20 protein-coding genes are annotated in these 24946 nt (G+C 40.5%); 15 read left to right on the forward strand and 5 right to left on the reverse strand.

Translation table 11 applies throughout. The features are described 5' to 3' along the window. From JR334_01125 to JR334_01145, 5 genes are all read left to right on the forward strand, one after another. A complete protein-coding gene (locus tag JR334_01125) occupies nt 1-825 on the forward strand; it encodes a cell wall hydrolase (GenBank protein ID QRN85865.1) in 825 nt (274 codons plus the stop codon). 163 nt (nt 826-988) lie between these two features. Then, nucleotides 989-1909, forward strand: coding sequence for an aspartate carbamoyltransferase (gene pyrB / locus JR334_01130; protein QRN85866.1), 921 nt, complete (start codon nt 989-991; stop codon nt 1907-1909). A gap of 13 nt (nt 1910-1922) precedes the next feature. Next, complete coding sequence (locus JR334_01135; protein ID QRN85867.1) at nt 1923-2345, forward strand: aspartate carbamoyltransferase regulatory subunit; 423 nt, start codon at nt 1923-1925, stop codon at nt 2343-2345. Nucleotides 2346-2400: 55 nt separating this feature from the next. Further along, nucleotides 2401-2919: a GNAT family N-acetyltransferase gene (locus tag JR334_01140; GenBank protein QRN85868.1), complete on the forward strand. Its 519-nt coding sequence runs from the start codon at nt 2401-2403 to the stop codon at nt 2917-2919. A gap of 146 nt (nt 2920-3065) precedes the next feature. Beyond that, nucleotides 3066-4553 carry a pyridoxal-5-phosphate-dependent protein subunit beta gene (locus JR334_01145; protein ID QRN85869.1) on the forward strand — a complete coding sequence of 496 codons (1488 nt, stop codon included), beginning with the start codon at nt 3066-3068 and terminating at the stop codon, nt 4551-4553. A gap of 104 nt (nt 4554-4657) precedes the next feature. On the opposite strand, the gene JR334_01150 is transcribed toward JR334_01145, so the two are convergent. Together JR334_01150 and JR334_01155 are read right to left on the reverse strand one after the other, a co-directional pair. Then, entirely contained in the window at nt 4658-6265 is a 1608-nt protein-coding gene (locus tag JR334_01150) for a DEAD/DEAH box helicase (GenBank protein QRN85870.1), read from the reverse strand. Between the two features lie 122 nt (nt 6266-6387). Beyond that, complete coding sequence (locus JR334_01155) at nt 6388-7707, reverse strand: copper amine oxidase (protein QRN85871.1); 1320 nt, start codon at nt 7705-7707, stop codon at nt 6388-6390. A 181-nt stretch (nt 7708-7888) separates the two neighbouring features. On the opposite strand from JR334_01155, the gene JR334_01160 reads away from it, so the two are divergent. From JR334_01160 to JR334_01190, 7 genes are all read left to right on the forward strand, one after another. After that, nucleotides 7889-8119 carry a hypothetical protein gene (locus JR334_01160; protein QRN85872.1) on the forward strand — a complete coding sequence of 77 codons (231 nt, stop codon included), beginning with the start codon at nt 7889-7891 and terminating at the stop codon, nt 8117-8119. Further along, nucleotides 8076-9308 (forward strand): purine/pyrimidine permease, encoded by a 1233-nt coding sequence (locus JR334_01165; protein QRN85873.1) that lies wholly within the window; start codon nt 8076-8078, stop codon nt 9306-9308. Before JR334_01160 ends, JR334_01165 begins: the two co-directional genes overlap by 44 nt. Before the next feature lie 103 nt (nt 9309-9411). Beyond that, nucleotides 9412-10734: a purine/pyrimidine permease gene (locus JR334_01170; GenBank protein ID QRN85874.1), complete on the forward strand. Its 1323-nt coding sequence runs from the start codon at nt 9412-9414 to the stop codon at nt 10732-10734. 231 nt (nt 10735-10965) lie between these two features. Then, nucleotides 10966-12039: a KamA family radical SAM protein gene (locus JR334_01175; protein ID QRN85875.1), complete on the forward strand. Its 1074-nt coding sequence runs from the start codon at nt 10966-10968 to the stop codon at nt 12037-12039. Between the two features lie 632 nt (nt 12040-12671). Next, a complete protein-coding gene (locus JR334_01180; GenBank protein ID QRN85876.1) occupies nt 12672-13694 on the forward strand; it encodes a BMP family protein in 1023 nt (340 codons plus the stop codon). A 192-nt stretch (nt 13695-13886) separates the two neighbouring features. Then, nucleotides 13887-14342: an IS200/IS605 family transposase gene (tnpA, locus tag JR334_01185; GenBank protein ID QRN85877.1), complete on the forward strand. Its 456-nt coding sequence runs from the start codon at nt 13887-13889 to the stop codon at nt 14340-14342. Nucleotides 14343-14833: 491 nt separating this feature from the next. Then, on the forward strand, nt 14834-15847 hold the full coding sequence (locus tag JR334_01190) for a 5'-nucleotidase, lipoprotein e(P4) family (GenBank protein ID QRN85878.1): 1014 nt from the start codon (nt 14834-14836) through the stop codon (nt 15845-15847). A gap of 225 nt (nt 15848-16072) precedes the next feature. Here the strand turns inward: JR334_01190 and JR334_01195 are convergent, their stop codons facing one another. Together JR334_01195 and JR334_01200 are read right to left on the reverse strand one after the other, a co-directional pair. After that, nucleotides 16073-16771 carry a cysteine hydrolase family protein gene (locus JR334_01195; GenBank protein ID QRN86826.1) on the reverse strand — a complete coding sequence of 233 codons (699 nt, stop codon included), beginning with the start codon at nt 16769-16771 and terminating at the stop codon, nt 16073-16075. 144 nt (nt 16772-16915) lie between these two features. Further along, nucleotides 16916-18106, reverse strand: coding sequence for a cation:proton antiporter (locus JR334_01200; protein ID QRN85879.1), 1191 nt, complete (start codon nt 18104-18106; stop codon nt 16916-16918). Between the two features lie 472 nt (nt 18107-18578). On the opposite strand from JR334_01200, the gene JR334_01205 reads away from it, so the two are divergent. The 3 genes from JR334_01205 to JR334_01215 all read left to right on the forward strand — a co-directional run bounded on the left by JR334_01205 (nt 18579) and on the right by JR334_01215 (nt 23050). Next, nucleotides 18579-20834, forward strand: coding sequence for a beta-propeller domain-containing protein (locus JR334_01205; protein ID QRN85880.1), 2256 nt, complete (start codon nt 18579-18581; stop codon nt 20832-20834). A gap of 241 nt (nt 20835-21075) precedes the next feature. Next, entirely contained in the window at nt 21076-22434 is a 1359-nt protein-coding gene (rpoN, locus tag JR334_01210) for an RNA polymerase factor sigma-54 (GenBank protein ID QRN85881.1), read from the forward strand. 130 nt (nt 22435-22564) lie between these two features. Continuing rightward, complete coding sequence (locus JR334_01215; protein QRN85882.1) at nt 22565-23050, forward strand: DNA-deoxyinosine glycosylase; 486 nt, start codon at nt 22565-22567, stop codon at nt 23048-23050. A gap of 124 nt (nt 23051-23174) precedes the next feature. On the opposite strand, the gene JR334_01220 is transcribed toward JR334_01215, so the two are convergent. Further along, nucleotides 23175-24683, reverse strand: a complete 1509-nt coding sequence (locus tag JR334_01220; GenBank protein ID QRN85883.1) for a DUF1846 domain-containing protein — start codon at nt 24681-24683, stop codon at nt 23175-23177. Between the last annotated feature and the right edge of the window lie 263 nt (nt 24684-24946).

Genomic DNA, 24946 nt, shown 5'->3' on the forward strand with positions numbered 1-24946 from the left:
ATGAAAAGTTTCCTGAATAAGTCACTGATAGCGATTATGGCCATGTTGCTATGGCCGGCACCGTGTTTAGCAGATAATATTCCAGTTACAATGAGCGTAAACCAACAGACGATTGAAATGGACACGCTGGGGTATCTGGAAAGCGGGCGAACTTATCTACCGATTCGTTTCATGGTCCAGGCTATGGGGGCCCAGAGTATTGAATGGCGCCAAGATGATCAGCTTGCCTTAATCAAGATGGGGGATAATCGAATCCTGCAATTGGCGACAGATGAGACGACTGCATTGATTGACGATGAGGCAATAGCGTTTAGCAAACCGTTGCCATTTCATGATGGACGTTTGTTTGTCCCTATCGCTGAGCTGAAGGATTATTTAGGTTTTAGCATTTCCTACAATCCACAAACCATTCATGTAAATATTGATAAGCCAGATGTTGTCGTAACGCCGGAGTTGATTGCTGACCCAATCGACGAGGAAGATTTGCTGTGGTTATCTAGAATTGTTGAAGTAGAGGCAAAGGGGCAACCGATTGAAAATAAGATTGCTGTAGCGAACGTAGTACTCAATCGGGTGGAAAGTGATGCTTTTCCCGATTCCGTATATGATGTAATTTTCCAGGTTGATGTGCATACGCAGTTTCCACCAGCCCATAAGGATGGATTTACGGAAATTGAACCTTCTGATGCGAGTTGGCAAGCGGCAAAAGTGGCTTTGATGGGTTCAAACAATATCGAAGATTGTCTCTTTTTCAATTATCGACCTTTTTCAAATATGCAAGATCGATTCTTTACTGAAATGAATGGAGAATACTTTTATCGTTAATAAATTCGTGGTTGCAATTCCTGTTACCATAGCATATAATTCTTAATGAAGTAACTTTAAGCTAGTACGAGATACTAGAAAGGGACATGATTTACTTAAGAGCGATAAGCCTTTCTCGTACTGAGAAAGGCATTTTTTTATGTTTAGGGTACAAGGAGGTACTATGTTAAAAGGTAAACACCTGATTGAGCCATTTGATTTTAGCCTAGAGGAGTTGGAGCAAGTATTTGATTTGGCTGATCAAATCATTCAATCTCCAGAACGTTTTTTAGATGCATGCAAGGGAAGGATTCTAGCTACACTGTTTTATGAACCATCCACTAGAACAAGATTTTCCTTTGAAGCGGCCATGCAAAGACTTGGTGGTCAGGTTATCGGCTTTGATGACCCCAGCACTTCTTCAACAGCAAAAGGTGAATCATTATCAGACACCATTCGTACCATCGCATGTTATGCTGACATTGCAGCAATCAGACATCCTAGAGAAGGTACAGCAAAGCTAGCCTCCAAGTTTACAGATATGCCAATAATTAATGCTGGAGACGGTGGTCATCAGCATCCTACCCAAACCCTAACTGATTTACTAACAATCCGCCATTATCACGAGGAAATCAAAGATTTAACCGTGGGAGTATGTGGTGACCTGAAATTTGGTCGCACAATTCACTCTCTAGTAAAAGCCCTATCAAGATATGAGAATATTCACTTCAAAATGATTTCACCTGAAGAATTAAAGATGCCACAGTATATATTGGATGAGCTACCTAGCGATAGCTATGAACTAACAGACAGCTTGGAAGCGGCAATCGGGGATGTAGATATCCTTTACATGTCTAGAGTACAAAGAGAACGCTTTGTATCAGAAGATGAGTATCAGCGTTTAAAAGACTTCTTCATTTTAGATAAAAACAAGATGAAACTGGCCAAAGAGAACATGATTGTTATGCATCCGCTACCACGCGTTAATGAAATTTCCAAGGAAATAGATACAGATACTCGTTGCGTCTATTTTGAACAAGCCAAATTTGGAATGTTCGTCAGAATGGCACTAATTATGAAATTGCTGGGAGCATCCGTTGAATAGAAAGGGGTAGACCATGATTAATGTATCAAAACTAAAAAAAGGCGTAGTCATCGACCATATCGAAGCAAATAAAGGCTATAAGATTTTTAATCAGTTAAAGTTGGACCAAAGTGAAGACGTGGTTGTCCTGATGCGTAATGTACCTTCCCAGAAGATGGGGAAAAAAGATCTAATTAAAATAGAGAACGATATCAATGTAGATTTGACCGTATTAGGCCTGATTGACCCCAATGTAACGGTGAATATCGTGGAAAACGGTGAACGCATTAAAAAGATTAAGCTGTCCTTGCCAGAAAAAGTGATGGGAATCCTAGATTGTAAAAACCCACGTTGCATAAGCAAGCATGAAAATGTAGGTGATATTGGTTTCATATTGGTCGACAAGGAAAAGAAATTATATCGCTGTGAGTACTGCGATGCTAGAACTTCATTATAGGGGATGACAAAATGCCAAGCTATGCTATAATGCTCAAGTATGGAGGCAATTTTGTATGGAGTTCTTTTTAAAAACAGACAGGTTGGGATTGCAGAAAATAACCTTTAATCATCAAGATTCGATAAAGTCGGTCTTGCAAGATGAAGAAATCATGTTTTATTCTGCTAGCGGAATTAAAAATGATGCTGAGGTTAAAGATTATATAATCCAGACCATGTCAGATTATCAAGATGGTTATGGCCAATATGCAGCGTACGAATTGGCGAGCGGAGATTTTATAGGATTGGCTGGGTATTTTTCCTTTATATTTGAAGAACATCAAGACCTAGAAATTAATTATCGCCTGCTTCGACAATACCGTGATAGAGGCTATGCCTCAGAACTAGCCAAGTACTTGGCAGAGTATGCTCTAACGGACTTAGCGTATAGGCGGGTATTTGGACTAGTTGATAAAAGGAATCTTGCCTCAAAAAGAGTTCTGGAAAAGGCGGGTATGCGAGCTTTAGGTGAATATAATTACCACAATCGAGAGACCTTGCTCTATTGCAGAGAAAAAGAACAGAATGCAATTTAAAAGAAACTAATTAAGGGTGTTTACCCTTCATTATTAATAATTGCTTAAATATTTAAGTATTTTATTAAATGTTATTGAAAATTTCGATTTCTAGTTATATAGTATCTGTAGGTTATTGATAGATTTTAATACAGGAGGAGATAAAAATGTACGAATTGATTGATTTGACGGTCAACGAAGAACAACTTAAGAAAACCGTTCAACGTGCGAAGGAAAAGAATATTGTAATTCCTACTTTCGCTCAGATGAAAGACCCCAGCTTGGTACCTGATAACGTGAAAGCCAAATTGGCTAAAACTGGTTTGTGGGACTTAGATCCTATCAACTTGTTCCGCGTTTCATGGAAGAACGAAGCAAAGCCTGAGGGTGGCGGATTCGTAGATGTACCTAATTACATCGAGCTTCCGAAAGAGATTACTGGCGTTGATGCTAAGATCGTTGCTATGGTTGGTAAATTTTTCCCAACCGGTTCTCACAAAGTTGGACCGTCTGTTGGATGTCTGGTTCCCAGACTGGTAACAGGTCAGTTCGACCCTACCTATCATCAAGCAGTATGGCCTTCTACTGGTAACTACTGCCGTGGTGGTGCGTTTGATGCTAACCTTCTAGGTTGTGAGTCTATTGCAATTCTGCCGGAAGAGATGAGCCAAGAGCGTTTTGACTGGTTAAAAGAAGTAGCTGGTGAAGTAATCGCTACTCCTGGTTGTGAATCTAACGTGAAAGAAATTTACGACAAAACTTGGGAACTTTTGGAAACCAGAGACAATATCATGATTTTCAACCAGTTCGCTGAGTTTGGTAACACCTTGTGGCACTATGAAGTAACTGGTGATGGACTGAAATGCGTTCTCGAAGATTCCATGAAAGATGATGAGAAATTCTTCGGTTCTGTATTTACTTCTGGTTCTGCTGGTACTACCCATGCTGGTGAATTCCTGAAAACTGTATACCCTGGTGCAAAATTAGCAGTTGGTGAGGCTACTCAGTGCCCAACTCTGTTAAACAATGGCTTCGGTGGTCACAGAATTGAAGGTATCGGTGATAAACACGTGCCATGGATTCACAATATCCGAAACACAGATATGATCATTGCTATCGATGATGAAGATACATTGGCTATGCTGAGACTCTTCAATGAAGAAGCTGGTCACGAGTACCTGAAATCTATCGGCGTGGATGCTGACTTAGTAGCAAAACTGCCATGGGTTGGTATTTCTAGTGCAGCAAACATCATGATGGCTATTAAAATGGCTAAATACTATGAATTGGGTGAGAAGGACGTTATTGCAACTGTTCTGACTGACTCTGCTGAAATGTACGTTTCTAGATTGAAAGAAATGAAAGACGAAAGAAACGGCAAATATGATGTGCAAGATGCAGCTGTTGACCATGCTCAACATGTACTTGCAGCTAAAACGGATGAAATGTTGGAACTTACCTACATTAGTCAGAAGAGAATTCACAACTTGAAGTACTATACTTGGATTGAGCAACAAGCTAGAGAAGTAGATGAGCTGAATGCACAATGGTACGATTGGAAAGAGTACTGGGGCCAAATCCCAACTTACACGCCTAAGATTGATGAACTGATCAACAAGTTCAACGATATGACCGGCGTACTTGAAACCATCTAGTTAATTGAAAGGACTTGCCTAGGCAAGTCCTTTTTTGTTTACCATGCCATTAGGAGTAAGCATAAAAAAGGCCACCAACCGGTGACCTCTTTTTATGGTATTCCTTATTCTTTTGCTTCTTCCACATGTAAGCGTTTGCCTTTAATTTTTTTCCCGAATAATTTTTTGATAACTGGTTTGGCACAACTGCGGTCAATATCTACAAAGGAAAAATTATTCATGATTGCGATATTGCCTACCGCTTTCGGAGAAAGTTGGGCTTCTTTTACGATAACATGAACGATATCCTTAGCGCTGATGTGGTCTTTTTTGCCCACGCTGAAAAATAGCCTTGTCGCATTCTTATTAATGGGACGTTTTTTGTTAGGGCGACCAGTCTTCTTGGTAGCACTTTCAAAGCAGACATTGATATCTTCAGACTGAGAATCTGACTCTATGGATAGGCTTTTTTGTAATAAGGCTACACAGAGTTGTTCTAATGGGATATCTTCTTCTAGCTCTCGTACCAATGGCAAATAGAAGTTCAAGGTAGATTCTGTTATATTTTCTTTTAGCTCAGTAATTAGATGTTCTATTCTTGACTTTTGGACTTCTTGTTTAGTCGGAATCAGAATTTTGGTAACACTCTTCTTCGTGTAGCGCTCGATATCTTCTAATTGACGTTTCTCCCGTTTGGTTACTAGTGTTATCGAATGACCTTTTCTACCGGCACGACCTGTACGACCTATACGGTGAACATAATACTCACCTTTTTCTGGCATATCAAAGTTGATGATTAGGTCCACTCCGTGAATATCCAAACCTCTAGCTGCGACGTCTGTGGCGACTAGGATGTTGACCTTTCCGTCATTAAACATTTTCAGAACGTTCATACGTTGTTCTTGCTTTAAATCACCGTGAATCTTTTCAGAAAAAATGCCTTCTGAAACTAGCCTTTCTCCGATATTGTCCACTGTGCTTTTCATATTGCAGAATACGATGCAGCGCTTCGGTGTATTCGCAGCGATCAATCTAAGCAGTGCTTCAAATTTATGTTTTGTGCTAGTTTCACAATATTCTTGCTCGATGGTATCTGCTGTAACGATGGCAGATTCGACTTTCAAAAATTCAGGGTCATTTTGATATTTCTTTGCCAAAGCCAAAATAGGTTTGGGCATGGTTGCAGAGAAAAGAATGGTTTGCTTTTCTTCGGGTATGCTCTGCAAGACCTGTTCTATATCTTCCCGAAAGCCCATATTTAGCATTTCATCTGCTTCATCAAGAACGAGTGTATTTATGAATTCAGTTTTGATTGTGTGCCTACGTTCAATATGGTCAATCGTCCTACCTGGCGTGCCGACAATAATCTGGGCGCCTTTCTTCAAGTTGTTGATTTGGCGATGGATTGGTTCCCCGCCATATACGGCGACCACTCTAATGTGCTGCTTGAATTTAGCGATGCGTTTGATTTCATTTGCAACTTGTACAGCCAACTCACGAGTAGGGCAGAGTATTAAAGCCTGAGTTTTCTTGTTGCTGGGATCAACTTTTTCTAGTATAGGAACGGCGAAAGCCGCTGTTTTTCCAGTACCTGTATGGGATTGTCCTATAATATCCTTGCCTTCTAGTAGAAGGGGTATTGTTTGTTCCTGAATGGGTGTTAGGTCATTAAAACCCATATCCAGTAAAGCATTTTGCGTTTCCGTAGAAACTTCGAGTTCATTGATTTTCATATGTTCCAACTTTCTTTATTTCTGTTGCAGTACAACAATTCATTGTATATGAGGTTTGTGCTTATCGCAAGTAATACAGCAAAAAAGAAAAAACTACAGAGAATGTAGTTTTTCTTTTTTGGTTACTTCAGAAGAATACTTTTCTGTTGATAATCGATCAGGATGTTGTAGCCAAAGGAATCCGCAACCCTTCTAAGGGGGACACCTTGTATAGTATAGTAACGATTGTAGAAGGTGCGTTTTTTATAGCTTCTAACGATTGGAACGGTGGTGGAGGTTGTTCCATCTGATAATGTGACAGACGTAGCATCTTGTTCAACGATCTTTAAGCCTAGGTTGTTGGTGTAGAAATCCAAATCTACATACAGTTTCGATTGATGGGTAAAATATCGATAATTAAAACTTAGTGTTTCAAGGGTTGGTTCTGGTGTTTCCTCTATTTCACTTAGATATTTTTCATCTTTAATTAGGTCTGAATATGTGCGAATAAGCTCATCTTCTGTGGTGAGAGCATAATTGTTGATACGTCTGTTTGCCCACACTCCATTATCTGCATCAACATTGTTTACGTTAAAATAGGTAATCGCTTTTACCCTTGGATACCTTGTCAATAGATTTCCATAGATGCGCGATAACTTTTCTTTGGCAAAATCGATGTAGTAGGTATCATCTGTAGTGGTATAGTGTGTGACGCCATATTCTGTGATATGTATGGGCTTTCTTGCACTGTAGGTATCATACACAAAATCGAGTAACCGTAGTGGGTCTTCTTCCATGGCACCAAGGTAGCGATTGTTGTTATGATAAACTACATTATACAGGTTGACTCCAACCCAATCGACATATTCATCTCCAGGATAATACTTTTCAATTTGTTCTTCAGGAAAAGTAAATACCGTCCAAAGCATCATTGCCTTCGGCGCTTCTTGCTCCATGACATCGTGAACGAGTCGCCACTTTTCAATATAGGCCGTAGAATCTCCAGAATAGGCACACCATGTTCCATTCATTTCACTGGCAAAGCGTATAAAGAGAGGCCAATCAACGGCACCGGCATCTTGAGCAAATTGCCGCAGATAATCGTCATCTTGTACGCTGTCTAGGCCATTGTTGGGTTCCCAAGCGATATGTGGTATGCCGCCTAGCTCTATTATGGAATTAACCCAATCTATGGGAAAAGGTTTTCCATATCCCAAATATTTGAAATAGGTGACATGTTTCTTTCCTACCATCTGGTTGAATAGGGTCATATCGTTGTTGATGCTTACTTCTTGGAGCACATATGCGCCAAGATAGGCCCCTTCTGAAGGCTCGTATTTGGCACTGGTATATGGAATCGTATTGTAGAGAGTCCACTCATCATCAAAGGCGAAAGCAGAAACTGGAATTAGCAACTGTACAATCATTATCAATATGCAAAATTGAATCAATCTTCTTTTCATACACACTCCTATTTATGGTATTATACATAGTAACAATATATTACATTGAACATATATTGTCAAAATGAAAAATCGAGTTATTTTCCGTTTCCATGCGCTAAATGCTACAATGAAAAAGATAGATGTGTGCGCCTACAGTTGGTGAGATAAGGATAAATAATCGCTGTCAGGGGAACGGATTATGTGCATATTTTTGCTTACAAAATCAGCAGAATCTCGAACAAACAAGGTTTTAGATTATTCGAGGGGGGAAGCAGGCTACCGGAGCGAAGAACTGCCGGCTGCTTGCATAGTGTATCATGAGATATGGTTTAGAAGAGACACCACCACTAGGGGAATCAATATTATATGGACTACAGTGGGCTTTGATGATTCTAAGCGTATACCTATTTTATCCTATTCTACTGGCTAAGACGTTTCAACTTGGAGCGGCAGATACCCAAGCCTTAATTCAAAGAACCTTGCTAATGATGGGAATAGCGACCATCTTACAGCTGATATTTGGACATAGGATTACTGTGTTTGAGGCAATAGCCGCGTATTGGTTTGGTATATATATGCTGATTAGCCAGTCTGTACTGGCTAGAGGAGGTAGCGTAGAAACTGCTTTAGGCCAGATTACATTTGTGGTAATGCTAACCGGAATAATCATTTTGATGCTAGCTTGGACAAGAACGGTGGATTACATGCAGAAACTCTTCACCCCTAACATATTGGGGGTAACTTTGCTATTAATCACGGTTCAAATTTCAAAGAATATTGTACTAGGTATGTTGGGCTTTGAGGAGGGGCTTATCAACCCTACCATCAGCCTGTTTTCTTTTTCGCTATTTTTACTAACCTTGCTTATCAGCCTGCGCGGTGGAAAAATGAAGAGCTATGTTGCCTTGTTGGGCTTGCTATTCGGCAGCCTGGCCTATACGGTATTTGGCTTTCCCCAACTACCGGTGCAGACGGATGGAATTCTTGCCCTGCCAGCTATCTGGGATTTTGGAAAGCCTATCTATAATTTTGAATTAATCCCTCAGGCTTTTTTTGTAGCCATGATATATTACTCCAACTCCATTGCTTCGGTTCGTGGTGTGGCAGGCCTGCTTGATGTAGACATAGAAAAGAGAAAATTTCGACGTTCAGGCATCGTAGGTGGATTGATTCACTTACTATCCGGCATGCTAGCCGTAATGCCGATGGTACCAGCAGCAACTTCAATCGGATTTATTAAGACTACAGGGGTTGGATCTAGGCGAGCACTTCTAGCAGGCGGGATTTTTCTGGTCCTTATGGGCATTGTTTCTCCGCTTGGAGCATTTTTCGCATCCGTACCATATGTTGTAGCCTATTCTGTAGCGCTAAGTGTATTTATGCGTATGGCTTCAATGGGCTTTACGTATTGCTTTGAAAGCGGTCTGAGCGAGAGGAGTCTGTTGCTTACAGGCACAGCACTTACCGTAGGATGTGGATTCATGTTTATTCCACCCGGTGCATTTTCTTCTATTCCCCTGCTGGGTAGTACGTTGGAAAATGGAATTTTCATTGGAATAATAACGGCTTTAATCATGGAACACTGGGTATTGGTAGAGGAAGATATAAAGACAGGATGAGTTTATCGCCATCCGTAATAGTCCTAGTACTGTCTGCTACTACCTCTAGCGATATGTCAAAGATGGTATTTGAATAATTCTATTAGAAAGAAAGAGAGGAATAATGAAATATAAACTAAAGGATAGGCCCCCCTTCTTGGAAGCAGTTTTTTACGGATTGCAGTGGGCTGTGATGATAGTAAGTATGAACCTGTTTTTTCCCATTTTACTTGCTAAGAATTTTTCATTCAACGCAATGGCGACAGAATCATTGATTCAAAGAACGCTACTGCTGTTGGGTGTGGCTACGATGTTGCAGATACTGTATGGCCACCGGATAACAGTATTCGAGTGCGTGGCTGCTTTTTGGTTTAGTATCTACCTCCTGATTGGCCAATCTGTTTTAGCAAGAGGTGGTTCCATGGAAGCAGTTTTGGGCCAGCTTACCTTTGTGACCATGCTAGCCGGGTTGATAATTTTGGTTTTGGCTTGGTCTAAATCCATTGACGTCATGCAAAAAATATTCACACCTAGTATCCTAGGGATTACTTTGGTTTTGATAACGGTTCAGATTGGGAAGAGTGTCGTGATTGGCATGTTGGGCATAGAAAATGGCACCATAAATGCAGCACTAAGCCTATTTTCCTTTTCCCTTTTCCTAGTAACCCTGATTATTAGCATACGAGGTGGCAGGTTTAAAAGCTATGTGGCCCTGATTGGATTAGTTTTTGGTAGCGCCATGTACAAAATATTAGGATTTGAAATTATCCGACTTCATGCCCATAGCATCATTTCTATTCCCGAAGTGGGTGCTTTTGGTTTGCCAATAGCAAATTTAGAGTTGATTCCCTACGCGGTTTTTGTGGTTATGATTTATTATTCCAATTCAATTGCATCTGTAAACGGCGCAGCTTCGGTATTGGGTGTTGAAATGGGAAAAAAAGAAATGCGAAACTATGGGGTAATCGGTGGTGTTATTCACTTGCTGGCGGCCTTATTGGCCTGTATTCCCATGGTCCCAGCTGCCATGTCTGGCGGATTTATAGAGGCGACAGGAATTGGGTCTAGATATGCACTTTTTCTCGGAGGTGTCTTTCTGGCGATTATGGGGCTAGTTGCCCCCATAGGCTCCTTCTTTGCATCTGTTCCCAATGCAGTTGCCTATGCAGTGGGGTTGAGTGTCTTTGTTCGTATGGCAGCGATGGGCTTTAAAACGTGCTTTAGTAGTGGCATGACGGAAAAGAATTTAATGGTTGCGGGTGTCTCGTTAACCATAGGATGTGGATTTATGTTTATTCCTGCTGGAGCGTTCGCAAATGTGCCGGTACTGGGTAGCACCCTGGAAAACGGCATATTTATGGGTGTGCTAGTAGCCTTGGCCATGGAACATTGGATTATGCCTAAGGCAGCTGAGGAAGATCCTAGAGACTGTGCTACGAAGCCCTAAAGTATAGAAATATGGGTTGGATGAGAGTAATCTGCTGAATGCAGGTTACTCTTTTTTTTGGGAAATACACTACAGTAGGTTGATAAGGAATGAAGTGCTAGAGTCAAACTAGCGAAGGGGAGGACTGCTTGGGGAAGTAGCTGCTAAGAGCAATATATATAAGCTTAAAAAAGTGAAAAGCTTTTTCTTATGATATAATTATTATGAAAAGTATAGAAAGGAGATGAATATATGCGGGATATTAATATTACTACTGCGCAAGCAGTAGCAGACGCACTCGGATTAACAAATCAGGAAAAAAAGGAAATTGGGAAAGTAATCAAACAGTATCCCATGTCCATACCGGACCATTATTTGTCACTGATTGATAAAAACGATCCCTATGACCCGATTCGGAAAATGTGCTTGCCGAGTATCAAGGAGTTATCTGCAGGAGGAACGGAGGATCCTAGTGGTGAAGCTTGCAATACCAAATTAATTGGGGTCCAGCACAAGTATTCACCCACAGTACTTTTTCTTGCGACCAATACTTGCTTGATGTATTGTAGGTACTGCTTCAGAAAGCGTATGGTAGGTCTAACGAAGCAACAAATGATTCAAGGATTTGAGGATGCCTACCAGTACGTCTTAGCCCACAAGGAAGTCAACAATGTGCTAATCAGTGGTGGTGACCCCCTTACGATTGAAGCTTCCGTACTTGCAGAGTTACTGGACCGCCTGGTTACCATTAAGCACCTGGATTTTATACGTATTGGGTCAAGGGTACCCGTAGTGGACCCTGAGCGTATTTCAGAAAGCCCTGCTTTATTGGATGTTCTACAAGGATACGCCAAGAAAAAACCGTTATATTTAGTGACTCATATCAATCATCCACGGGAGATAAGCGACAAGACATGCAAAACACTAAGATTAATCCAAGAAATGGGCATTGTGGTCAATAATCAATCGGTACTGCTTCGAGGCATCAATGATGATGCCAAAGTTCTAATTGAACTGATGCGGGGGTTGACGAAGGAACACGTAATACCATACTACCTGTTTCAATGTAGACCGGTTAAAGGGGCGCAGGGACATTTTCAAGTTCCACTGATTGAAGGCATAAGAACGGTGGAAAAAGCGAAGCATCACTTAAATGGTCACGAGAAACGTTTTCGCTATTGTATGTCCCATAGTAGCGGGAAAATCGAAGTGCTAGGACAGGTGGACAATAACAATATGCTTTTCAAGTATCATGAGGCGAAAGAAGATAAGAATAATGGAAGAATCTTTCACCAGAAGATTACAAAGGATCAGTGTTGGATTTAACTAAAACGTAATAAATATTATGAGCAAGAAGTTTCATGTAAGTGCAGATATTGAAACTTCTTGCTCATTTTTTTGCCCTTCTTTAGATTGTTAACTTTCCCCCAAAAAAAGAATTTCGATGCGCCTACCTTTAGGCTAGGTGGTATATCTGCTGAAGGTGCAGCAGGCGATTGAAAGAAAAAAATTAGGCAAGGATTTTGTGGAATAGGACTAGTTGGCACCAGGACAAATTCAATCGCAGTGAAAGCAGGTAGTTGATCTGATGCGAGTTTGCTTTACTATACGAAGTTTGAACCTGATTTGGAATATTTTTGGTTGAATAATTATGGGAAAAAAAGAGGATTTTTCAACTTATTATGGAATATTTATATCTAAGTCATTTAACCAACAGGTACACTGTTGGAAATCAATTCAGAGGAGGAATAAGTGTAGTCAAAAATGGAGCTATTTTTTTAATCGATTAGTTAAACGTTTAATCTAGTCGAAATGAGATTCGTCCTTGCTGTTTGACGCAAAAAGCTACAGCTGTTCTTCCCGTATTCCGGGTGGATTGAGTCCTTGCTGTTTGACTAAAAAAGCTACAGCATTGTGTGAGATCCTTGCTATCGCAAGAGAACGAGAGGAGAATTTTTATGAAAAAGAAACTTTCTGTATTGCTAGTACTTATGCTCGTGTTTGCCCTATTCACTGGATGTACCTCGACTGAAGAACCAGCGGCGGAGCCATCCGAGGAGCCGGCTGAGGAAGCTATGCCCATGAAGGTAGCTGCACTAATGCCAGGTCCTATAAATGATATGGGATGGAATGCTACAGCCTACAATGGCCTACTAGCCATAGAAGAACAATTTGGCGCTGATATCAGTTATGTGGAAAATGTTTCCAGCTCTGATATGGAAGAAGTTTTTAGAAATTTCGCTCTTCAAGATTATGATATCGTCTTTGGACACGGTTTTGAATTTGGCGATCCAGCATTACGTGTGGCTGAAGAATTTCCCGATACTACGTTTATTATTGTATCTAGTGATATTACCAATGGCTCAAATCTTAGTTCTGTAAACTTTGCAGCACCACAACAAGGATTCATTGCTGGTGCCTTGGCTGCGTTGATTACGGAAAGCGATGTCGTTGCTGGTATCGGCGGTTTGGATATTCCACCGATACGTATGCCAATCTTGGGCTTTATGGCTGGTGCTGAGTATGTGAACCCAGATATTGATGTTAGAACCGTGATGACTGGCAGCATGGATGATGTAGCAGGTCTGAAAGAAACCGCATATGCCATGTTAGATGAAGATGCAGATGTAATCTTTGCATTGGCAGACCAAGCTGGCATGGGCGCGATTGAAGCAACTACCGAAAGAGGCAAATGGTCTATTGGTGCAAACGTAGACCAAAATGAACGTTCACCTCAAGCTGTGGTTCAGAGTGTAATCAAGGACTCACCAATCCTATTTACTTACATGGCGGAGATGATTGCTAACGGTACGTATGAGGCTGGAGCCTATGAGCTTGGTGTAGCTGAAAATGCAATTTCACTGGCTGATTGGCATGGCTATGATGAAGAGTTTCCTGAAGCAAAAGCTGAAATAGAAAAAATTATCGAGGGACTTAAATCTGGAGAAATTAGCATTGATATAAGCGGATACGATTTGTAGAATAACATAAATGCCCTGCCTTTCGGCAGGGTATTTTTTTATTGTGGCTTTAGCTTGTTGAGCTGCGAAGCAAGCGAAACATAAAACCACCCGCTATGCGGGTGCGGAAACAGTTGTTAAACAACAAAAATCACCTTTCCGTTATACTAGAGTTGTTCAGGCTACTAATATAACAAAAGGAAAGGTGATTTTATGGCTAATAAATCAAATAGCTTATCGCACACCAAGTGGATGTGCAAATATCATATCGTATTTACACCTAAGTATAGACGAAAGATAATCTTCAATCAATATAAAGAGAGTTTGCGTGAGATAATTCGAGACTTGTGCAAATACAAGGGTGTAGAGATTATCGAGGGCGAGCTGATGCCAGATCATGTTCATTTGCTAGTGAGCATTCCGCCGAAGATGAGTGTGTCGAGCTTTATGGGATATTTAAAGGGGAAAAGTGCCTTGATGATATTCGATAGACATGCAAATCTGAAATACAAGTTCGGGAATAGACACTTCTGGTCACAAGGATATTACGTGACTACAGTAGGCCTAAATGAAGCGACAATTAAGAAGTATATACGGGAACAGGAAAAGCAGGATATTCTGTTGGATAAACTGAGCGTGAAAGAGTACAAGGACCCGTTTAAGAATTAGTTACCTAATATTGCCCCTTGAGGGGCGGCAACAGTGACAAATGCAAAGTGGCTTGAACGAAGTGAAAGCCAGCGTCTTTAGGCGCTGGCCAGTAACATCCCCTTATAGGGGTTGTGCAAACCACCCGTTTTACGGGTGGTCATGATTTGGAGTTCTGTATCGGAAAATGGAAGAAAAAGATGTCCGAAAACTTGGAAATACAAAAAAATAGTAGGAAATACGAGCTTTATGGAGAATGCTTTTAGCATAAGGGATTTTTGAGAATGGTTGCAAGAAAAGTTATGGCATTTCAATTGCAACTGATTCCCTGTGATACTTACACTTTGAGAGGGGGGACGAGCCGGAAGCGTCTTGATTGACACCGTGGAAAAACTCTATTTTACATACATAAGCGACTAGAATGGGAGGAGCCTACCCTTCATGCTATTTTTGCTATTGTACGTTTTATAATACTATTATGTGGTATGAATGAAACGAGTAAGGAGAGTGAAATGAATAGAAAACAAACAGGTTTATCAATAATTCTAGCATTGATTATGTTGCTGAGCTTTACTACAGCGGCCTATGCAGCGACCTATACCGTTAAGAGCGGTGATACTTTGTCTAAAATAGCTTCAATGTACGATACAACCTACCAGAAACTAGCTGAGATGAATGATATCATGAACCCCAATCTCATTTTCCCTGGAGATGTGTTGCTGGTAGAAGAAGAAATGGATGCATCTGCGCCATCAACTGAGCCAGAGGACCTATATACGACGCTTGATTTGAATGAACAATTGGTCATGGCCACAGCTTGGTACCAAGCCTCTGCCGAGTTTAGAGCGTTATCCTATCAGACCTTTAATCTTGCAAAAATGATGGTAGAAATGGATCTAGAAGATGATGATGTGGATATGCAAAGAGCCATCGTAGTTGATTTGGACGAAACAATCTTAGATAATAGCCCGTATGAAGCATGGCTCATTGGCAAAGATTTTGGCTATTCTGCAGATACTTGGAATCCATGGATTCAAGCTGGTATCGCACCGGCACTTCCTGGCGCTGTTGACTTTTTGATGTTCTGTGAAGACAATGATGTTGAAGTTTTCTATGTTTCTAATCGTAAGGTGTTAGACGATAATTCTGGATATACGGGAACAGAAAATAATCTTAATGACCTAGGACTTCCGTACGTAGATGAAGAACATCTATTGCTCAGAACTGGTTCCTCTGATAAAACGGAGAGAAGGACCATGGTTGAAGAGGACAATCATGTAATTCTATACATGGGAGATAATTTGAATGACTTCTTGCAAGATTTTGCAGGTGTCACAATGGATGAAAGATTTTCAATAACAGACGAATACATGGAGGACTTTGGAAGCAAATTTATTGTAATGCCGAATCCTATGTATGGCGAATGGGAAGGTGCTATTTATGAGTACAATTGGGGAAGCACCGATGAAGAAAAGAGCGATATGAGAAAAGATAGTCTTACTATATGGGATTACACCCTAGAGTAAGCGACTATTCTTAAAACTGACCCATGTGATTTGGAAGCCACCGCAATCGTGCGATGGCTTCCTTTTAGTTAAGGCATATTTAGTGAAAAGTATGCGAGTCAGGAAGTAAATGTTTCTTGTGAATCACGAATCAAGAGCAAATGGGATAGAAGATAAAAAAGGTAAAAAAGATCCCTGTAAGAAGCGTCTTACAGGGACAAGATTCTGATATATTCATGGATAAACTTAGTTTGCTTTTTCCAGGGCTTCGAATAGTTCTTCAGTGTTAATCACATGGCAGTAAATGTTATTCAAAATTTCTAATTCGTGATTTTGTATTTCTTGAGTGGCTGCCATACAAGCGTCTTCAACCAAATAAACTCGGAAACTTTCATCTGCTAAGCTTCGTACACTGCAGGACACACATTGATCCGTAAACAAGCCAGTTACAATCACTGTGTCGATTTCCATATTTCTAAGAATAAGCCGTAGATTAGTTCCTGTGAGGGCGCTGTCTGTGGTTTTCATGACGACAATTTCATCTTTTTGTGGCGTAAGTTCATCAATTATTTCCCCTTGTTTATCGCCAATAGGAAGATATAGGTTGTTGAATCCACTTTCTTTTTGAACGAGGGAACGGTCGCGGCCACTTTCTTTTAGACAGGTGATTCGAGCAAAAATGACCTCCATATTCATTTTTCTAAAATGTGTAAGAATTCTTTGGTTATTCGGAATGACCACATCATCTACCGTTTGGTAGAAGGGCTCCCAACGTGTTTGCTCTTTCAGTGCGGCAGCGTCTAATTGCTCACTAGGTGTTCTTTTAGCAAAAAAGTTCTGCATGTCTATGATGAGTAATGCGGTCTTGTGCGGCTCAATATTAATTTCACCATACTCTTTGTCATCTTGATAGTAGAATGATACATGCCTGTCATTAACTCTCATTTTCATATCCTCTCTTCAATCAATTTTCACTTCTACATCTATATTTTACAGTGAATGTTCTCTATGAACCATGAAGAAGAATGCTTAAAAGTTAACGATTTCTGCATACCTTACGAGAATAGCTGTATTCATAATTGCTTGGCTTTACGCCTTCGATTCAGGTGGTGCCAGTAGTTTCATATAGAGCTTATCCACACCGATTGCTCCAATAGGTGCGCTGATGATAATGGCCATTACGGCAACAGCCAATATTGTATCACCAGCAGCAACGCCTGCAGCTAAGGGAATAGAGCCAATTGCAGCTTGTACGGTTGCCTTGGGTAGATAGGCTACAGAACAAAAAAGTCGTTCCTTGAGATTTAATCGGGATTTAATCAGGCAGATATTGACTCCTAGCATCCGGAAAGCTAAGGCACTAACAATAAGTAGGATTGAAGCTAAACCTGCAGTACGTATCGTACCGATATCTACTTCTGCGCCAACTAAAACGAAAAGGAGAATTTCTGCAGCTACCCAGATTTTTCCGAATTTGCCCATAAGACGATTTGCAAGAATTTCATAGTGCTCCCGGATGGTTCCGCTTAGAGCCATAACAGCAAGCAGGGCTGAGAAGGGAACATAGGGCTTTGCGATTGCTTCCAACGTGACCAAAAGAAAAGATATGCTTAGAATTAAGAGTACCTTTACCGTATCGCGCATATGAAAGATGCGGAAGAATTTTTGCATTAGGAATCCAAGAAATATGCCGAAAGCCAGCCCTAGGATGACTGATAGAGGAACCTTAAATAAGCTCATTGGAGAAAAACCAGCTCCCTGATACATACCAAGAAAAGAGGTAAAAAGAATGATTACATAAATATCGTCCACGCTTGCGCCAGCCATAATCAATTGGGGAATGGCTTTATCTTTTCCGTAACCAGATTCTATAAGATTAATCATACGTGGAACCACCACGGCAGGAGATACAGCAGCAACAACAGCGCCCAGTATGGCTGCTTCAATCCGGGTAACACCTAGCAGTATGGGAGCCAAAAGAATGATGGCGCCAATCTCGAAGCTGGCAGGAATGAAACTCATTAGGATGGCTGGCCTGCCGACCTTTTTGAGGTCCCTTAAATCGAGAGAAAGACCTGCCCGGATCAGGATAACAATGAGGGCCATTTCTCGAAGGTCTGCTGATATATGAAGCATATCTGGTGAAATAAGATTTAATACATATGGTCCCAGAAGAATCCCGGTGGCAAGCATGCCTAAGAGGCCCGGAAGAGCCAATTTTTTGAATATTTCACTTAGTGAAAAACCTAGTAGGGTAATGAGTGCAATACTAAATAGCATATGTAATCCTCCTTGAAACAGGGCAAAAAAAAGCTGAAGATTCCTGTGAATTCGTCACAGAAGTCATCAGCTTGTATAAGCGGTTTAAGCCGTAGCTAAGGGAGAACCTCATTCCCTTCGCTAGATAATACCATATACCTATGAGCTGGACAAGATTGGATTTGGTTTTCGTATAAAAATAATGGCCTTATTGAGATAACGCAATTTGCTATGGCATGTACTAAAAAGTTTAGTAGTGGGGCTTGGAAGGAGAAACAGAGCTAGCCGTCGAAAGGTTACTGTCATAGAGGATTCGAATATGGTTAGGCTTGAAAGGCTAATGGCGGTTTAAACCATTTATAGAATTGGAACATAGTTCGGCTTTGTGCGTCAAAATATATAGTAATGACTAAAGACAAGACACAAGAAAATCTAAACATTTACAGGTAGTTCGACTCAGATTCTTTTGATGAACCGATGGGAGGGAAGAATTATGAAAAAGTTACTTTTGTGTTTTTTGATGGCCATGCTGATGTTTACTTTGGGTGCAACGACCTACCAAGATATTCAGGTGGAACTTGATGGTGAGATTGTTGAATTCGATGTGCAGCCGATACTAACGAATGGTCGAGTGTTGGTTCCCTTCCGTAAGATTTTTGAGGAACTAGGTCTTCGAGTTGACTGGAATAATGAATTGAAAATTGCCTCCGCTTATAACGAAGACGATACGTTAGCGATCAAAGCAGACAGCGGCTTTGCTAGTATAAATGGCGAGATGTTTGATTTGGATGTCCCAGCGGGTATTCGTGATGGGAGGATGCTGGTTCCACTTCGTTTTATTTCAGAATCATTCCAAAATCAGGTTGATTGGGATGAAACAAATGGAATGGTTCGGATTAAATCTGGGACAGGTCCGGCTAAAATGCTAAAAGATTTGCCAATAGTCGGCAGTCGAGAGAGACTAGTGTCTATCTTGGAGTATGCAGATAAGAACAGCCAATACGAAGTATTTCATACAGGTATGGTCTTAGAAGAGGCAACAAAGTCTGAAGATATGATCGCAAATACGCCCGCGCCTAGTGCAACGGATGATGCTGCAGGAACTACTGATTTTTCTGAAACCAACGTTCAGGTTAGTGGGGTCGATGAAGCAGATATTGTAAAAACTGACGGAGAATACATCTATCATATTCGAACTAGTGCAAATCAAATTGCCATATCCAAGGTGGATGGAGATGCGATTCTTCAAACTAGCAAACTTGAACTAGATGAAGGTTTTACTGCAAGGGAGATGTATTATTCTAAGGATAAGCTTATCGTGGTCGGTGTAACAGATAGGCCGTATTATCTCTATGAGCCCATGCTGGCAGAGGCAGGGCTCAAATCCACAAGGAGTGGGTCTTCACTCAAAGTGCTGATTTATGATGTTTCGAATCGTATGGAACCTGAGGAGGAAAGGACGATTGAGTTGGAAGGCTCGTATATAACGTCGCGATTACTAGAAGACAAGTTCTACTTGGTTGCCAATCAGTATTTTTATCCTAGTTATTTAGATAAACAAACAGAATCTATGCCAGCAATATTTGATAGCTTGATGGGTGAAGAACGCTCGATTGGATATGATGAAATACGTTATTTTCCAGGTAGTGTGGAGAGTAATTTCCTGATTACGCTTGGTTTAGACATCGGTGCAAAAGATAAAGAGGCTGACGTGGACGTTTACCTTGGCTCAGGTCAGAGTGTTTACGTTTCGCAACAAAATATGTATGTGGCGTATACTAGCTATGATTACTATTATGATTCGGACAATAGCGGTACAGAAGAATTATATTTCCCAGTATATGAGTTAAATACAGAAGTATTTAAGTTTGCGATAGAAGATGGAAATATTAGCTATGAAACCAAGGGCAAGGTGCCTGGAACAATTTTAAACCAATTTTCCATGGACGAATACAAAGGGAATTTTCGCATTGCTACAACAACGGGGGATTCTTGGCGTACCGATGAACAAACCTCCAAAAATAATTTGTATATGCTAGATGAAGACTTACATATTATCGGTGATTTGGAAGGTTTGGCTCCTACAGAAAGAATATATGCAGTACGTTTCATGGGTGATAGAGCCTATATGGTAACGTTCCGACAAGTTGACCCTTTTTATGTGATCGATTTGTCTAACCCTCAGAGCCCACAGGTTTTGGGATATCTGAAGATACCAGGTTTTAGTGATTATTTACATCCCTATGATGAAAACCATATCATCGGTTTTGGAAAGGATACCGAAGAAACCAAATGGGGAACGAGTATTGCTGGTATGAAAATTGGCTTATTCGATGTAACCGATGTAGAAAACCCCATTGAGAAGGATACGGTGGTTATTGGGGATAGTGGTTCTTATTCTGAACTATTGGATAATCATAAGGCTCTTCTTTTTTCAAAAGAAAAATCTCTAATGGCTTTTCCCATTACTGTAATGCAGGAAAATTCTGAAAATTGGAGTAGCTTTGAATTTCAAGGTGCATATGTTTTTCATATAGATCCTGAACGGGGCTTTGAATTGAAAGGGAAGGCGACTCATTTGAGTAGTCAAGATTATAAGACAGCAGGTGATTATTGGTATAATAGTGTGAAGAATATCCGGAGAATCATCTACATAGGAGATTACCTTTACACCTTATCTGACTATCAGATTCAAGCACATGATATGGATGATGTTTCCATTCAGGGGACTATGAAGTACGAGCAATAAAAATGAGATAATCATGGAGCGGCGCTGTTTGGCCGCTCTTTTTTTTAAATTTGCAAAAATTGTATAGAATCTTGAGTCAAATTCCGTTAGAGTATATAAGGGCTTTCTAATGTAAAAGCAATATGAGTGCAATACGAAGCAAGTGCTGATTTCTATTTGTAGAAAGTCCTATCTTGAAAGGGAAGACGTATTTGATTATAGAAGTAAACAAGGTAGAGAATAAAAATGGAAGGACTTAGATATGGATATTCGTCAGGGTGTTAACGTAGTACAATCTCAAAAACAAAAATTGAAAATGACGCCCGAACTTCGTCAGGCGATTCAGATATTGCAGTATAGTACGCTAGAACTAGGGCAGTTTATCAGAGAACAGCTATTGGTCAATCCTTTGCTGACTTTAAATGATGCGCAACCAGAGCTTGATATGAAAGAAGTAGACTGGGAAGAATTAGCAGAACTACCAAACGATAAGAGGGGGAGTATGCCGTCATTCGATGAAACGGTAGACTATGCTAGTCTCATTGCTGGGGAGGTCACTTTACAGGAACATCTTGTAAAACAGACTCATTTTCTTGAAATAGAGCCGCAGGAGCATGCACTACTAATCTATCTAATCCGCTCCGTTAATGAAGATGGATATTTAGAAATTGACGATGCTCAATTGCTTGAAATGTTTAGAATATCGGAGGAAATGCTGAAATCCGCGATTGGGCTACTACAATCATTCGATCCTCCGGGCGTGGGTGCCAGGTCGCTTGAAGAATGTTTGCGAATACAGGCTGACCAAGCTGGTCTTCAGGATGAAACCTTTAGACGCCTAGTGGATGAGTTTCTAGAAGATATTGGCAGAAATCGTGTGCGTCAAGTTGCAGCAAAGCTGTCACTTTCATTAGAGGAACTGGAAGGATATCTAGAGAAGATTCGAGAATTCGAACCGCGTCCTGGAAGGGCCTTTTACTCTGGAAAAGGGACTAAATATATTCGACCAGATTTGTTTGTGAGCGAGTTGAACGGTGATTTTCAGTTAATTGGAAATGAGGGCGGACTACCTAAACTGTATATCAACGAATTTTACCGTAGTTTGTTGAAAAAAGAAGGTGTTGCCTTAGAAACTTCTGAATATATTCGGAACAATCTCAATGCTGCCATCGGGTTGATTCGTAGTATTGAACAGAGAAAAGATAGTATTATGACTGTAGCGGATACGATTCTTAAGCATCAAGGTGGTTTTTTCAAAGAAGGACCAATTGCCATGAAACCTATGACAATGAAAGAAATTGCCAAAGACACAGGGCTACATGAGTCTACTGTGAGCCGAGTTTCCAATGGAAAATATCTTCAATGCAAATGGGGGATATTTGAATTGAAAGATTTCTTTTCTAGTGGCTTAAATAGTCAATCAGGAGGGGATGTTTCCTCCATCGGAATCAGAGTGCGTATCAGAGAGCTTGTAGATGCAGAGGATAAAAAGTCCCCCATCAGTGACCAAAAGATCACAGATATCTTGAAAGGGGAAAACATACAAATCTCTCGAAGAACGGTAGCGAAATATAGGCAGGAGATGAAAATTCCTTCAACTAGCGAACGTAAGAAATTTTGATTCATTAGTAAAAATTGGCGATCTTGCCAGGAGTGGGAAAACAACATTTTTGGCTTAAAAGACGCAGATAGCCAGGTAGCAGGAGTAAGGTATGGAGTGAAAGTACTAGAATGGAGATAAGGCTAGAGGAATGGATAATATCAACTCATTTGAACCCATCATAGACAGTGAGTGCAATATGCTTATACTGGGTTCAATTCCAGGCATTGAATCATTGAACAGAAATGAATATTATGCGCATCCCCGCAATACCTTCTGGCAAATCATGTTTCAGTTACTGAATGAAGAGATGACACAAGACTACCAGCACAGAGTACAAATATTGCTTCACCATCACATCGGACTCTGGGATGTGATTGGTAGATGCAGCAGGAAAGGGAGTTTGGACTCGAATATTCGCCAGGAAGAAGCAAATGATTTTGAAACGCTTTTTCGTGAAAATCCAAAAATAGAAAAAGTCTTTTTTAATGGCGCCAAGGCCTATGATACCTATCGCAAAAAAGTTGGATTTGATACTAAAAGAGAGTACCACAAACTACCATCGACTAGTCCTGCTCATGCAATAACTTTTGCGAAAAAGTTTGCAATTTGGGAGAGTTCTCTAAAGCTTAAATGAAGATTGCATTACTAGGCAGATGCCTTAAATTATATGAGTCTACTGCCTATTCATCAAAAGAGCCTAGGAAAAAGTTCAATTTCCTAGGCTCTTTTGATGTATGTTTCTGGTTTAAATACGCTTTCTATATATTGTAAAACAGATTTTCAGAAGCAAAAACTTGGTCGCTAGTAACGTCAATACCAAGTTTTTGGAATATCTTTTCATCACTATGGCTCAGTATGGTGGTGCAGTGTGCTTGGGTGCTTCGCAGATTAGTTAGTTTGTCGATTGCCAATTGGGCTGTGGGATTGGTTGCGGCACAGATACTGAGCGCAATCAATATTTCTTCACAGTTCAGTGTTACATTGTCTCCACCCAACGTTTTGGTTTTAAGACTCCGTATTGGTTCTAGAACAACGGGAGAAATTAGATGAATCTCATCCGCAATATTGGCAAGCTTTTTAACTGCATTCAAGATAGCCGCAGCACTGGCATTCATCAAACTAGAGCCCTTGCCGGTCACAATGGTACCATCATCCAGTTCCAAGGCCATAGCGGAGCAGATACTGCTGTCTCCATTTTCCTTTTTCAAACAGGCTGCTCTATTTCGAGCGGGTAAAACAACGGACCTGTCTTCAACCTTTAGGCCAAGCTCTTCCATAATGAGGAAGGATCTTTGGACAGATGCCTTGGATTCAAGCCCTTTTTTATAATCACAAGAGGTTTTAAGATAGCGCCTTATTACTTCTTGCCGGGAAGCTTCTTGAACTACCTCATCATCATAGATGCCAAACCCAACACGATTTACACCCATATCCGTTGGAGATTGATAGACTGATTCTTGCTTGGTAATTTTTTCAATAATTCGTTTTAAAACGGGGAATGACTCAATATCCCGGTTATAGTTGATGGTTACTTCACCGTATGCATCAAGGTGAAAACTATCAATCATATTAACATCATTCAAGTCCACAGTGGCTGCTTCGTAAGCAATATTGACTGGATGCTTAAGAGGTAGATTCCAAACTGGGAAGGTCTCGAATTTAGAATAACCGGCAACGTTGCCATTTTTATACTCATGATAAAGCTGGGATAGACAAGTAGCGAGCTTGCCACTGCCAGGCCCTGGAGCAGTAACGACGACGATGGGCTTTGTTGTTTCAATGAACGGATTTGCACCGTACCCTTCATCGCTTACAATTTTCTCGACATCAGTAGGATATCCTTCCGTTGCCTTGTGGGTATATACTTTGATATTACGCTGCTCAAGTTTATTCATGAAAATATTGGCTGAAGGTTGTTGGTCATAGCGCGTAATTACAACACTGTTGACTTCCAAGTTGCGGTTTCGCAGATCATCAATCAGTCGAAGTACATCCATATCATACGTGATACCAAAGTCACCGCGGATCTTATTCCGTTCAATATCCCCAGCATAAACAGCAATGATAATTTCAAGTTTATCTCTTAACTTTTCTAATAGCTTAATTTTAGCGTTCTCATCAAACCCTGGTAAAACACGTTTGGCGTGAAGGTCAAACAAGAGTTTACCTCCAAATTCCAAATAAAGCTTATCGTAATCGTTTACTCGTTCCAAGATTGCAGCGGACTGTTCATCCATATATTTCTTGGGGTCAAAACCTTTCTTCATCTACGTGCCTCCCTAAGTCATTTCTTATCCAATAAATATACCACAAAAGTAGTATCGCAAAATTACAATATTCTAATTATACGAAAAATGCGTAAAACATCAAGGCTTCTGCAGGGATTGCTCGATAGGAAATCGTACGGAAAGATCAAGTCAATAATAAAGATGACAATGGCGATACGCTGATCTTGGAAAAATGGAAGAACCTTAGAAGAGCATTTTGACTATGGCCAATTTCAGACTGGTCCTTGCCCAATATAGAATCA

The organism is Clostridia bacterium (genome assembly GCA_016887505.1).
In the GTDB taxonomy this organism is placed as follows: Bacteria; Bacillota; TC1; order TC1; family UBA5767; genus UBA5767.

Coding starts and splice junctions, on each gene's coding strand:
- JR334_01125 (QRN85865.1), top strand. CDS start 1: ATGAAAAGTTTCCTGAATAAGTCACTGATAGCGATTATGGCCATGTTG.
- pyrB (QRN85866.1), top strand. CDS start 989: ATGTTAAAAGGTAAACACCTGATTGAGCCATTTGATTTTAGCCTAGAG.
- JR334_01135 (QRN85867.1), top strand. CDS start 1,923: ATGATTAATGTATCAAAACTAAAAAAAGGCGTAGTCATCGACCATATC.
- JR334_01140 (QRN85868.1), top strand. CDS start 2,401: ATGGAGTTCTTTTTAAAAACAGACAGGTTGGGATTGCAGAAAATAACC.
- JR334_01145 (QRN85869.1), top strand. CDS start 3,066: ATGTACGAATTGATTGATTTGACGGTCAACGAAGAACAACTTAAGAAA.
- JR334_01150 (QRN85870.1), bottom strand. CDS start 6,265: ATGAAAATCAATGAACTCGAAGTTTCTACGGAAACGCAAAATGCTTTA.
- JR334_01155 (QRN85871.1), bottom strand. CDS start 7,707: ATGAAAAGAAGATTGATTCAATTTTGCATATTGATAATGATTGTACAG.
- JR334_01160 (QRN85872.1), top strand. CDS start 7,889: ATGTGCATATTTTTGCTTACAAAATCAGCAGAATCTCGAACAAACAAG.
- JR334_01165 (QRN85873.1), top strand. CDS start 8,076: ATGATTCTAAGCGTATACCTATTTTATCCTATTCTACTGGCTAAGACG.
- JR334_01170 (QRN85874.1), top strand. CDS start 9,412: ATGAAATATAAACTAAAGGATAGGCCCCCCTTCTTGGAAGCAGTTTTT.
- JR334_01175 (QRN85875.1), top strand. CDS start 10,966: ATGCGGGATATTAATATTACTACTGCGCAAGCAGTAGCAGACGCACTC.
- JR334_01180 (QRN85876.1), top strand. CDS start 12,672: ATGAAAAAGAAACTTTCTGTATTGCTAGTACTTATGCTCGTGTTTGCC.
- tnpA (QRN85877.1), top strand. CDS start 13,887: ATGGCTAATAAATCAAATAGCTTATCGCACACCAAGTGGATGTGCAAA.
- JR334_01190 (QRN85878.1), top strand. CDS start 14,834: ATGAATAGAAAACAAACAGGTTTATCAATAATTCTAGCATTGATTATG.
- JR334_01195 (QRN86826.1), bottom strand. CDS start 16,771: ATGAGAGTTAATGACAGGCATGTATCATTCTACTATCAAGATGACAAA.
- JR334_01200 (QRN85879.1), bottom strand. CDS start 18,106: ATGCTATTTAGTATTGCACTCATTACCCTACTAGGTTTTTCACTAAGT.
- JR334_01205 (QRN85880.1), top strand. CDS start 18,579: ATGAAAAAGTTACTTTTGTGTTTTTTGATGGCCATGCTGATGTTTACT.
- rpoN (QRN85881.1), top strand. CDS start 21,076: ATGGATATTCGTCAGGGTGTTAACGTAGTACAATCTCAAAAACAAAAA.
- JR334_01215 (QRN85882.1), top strand. CDS start 22,565: ATGGATAATATCAACTCATTTGAACCCATCATAGACAGTGAGTGCAAT.
- JR334_01220 (QRN85883.1), bottom strand. CDS start 24,683: ATGAAGAAAGGTTTTGACCCCAAGAAATATATGGATGAACAGTCCGCT.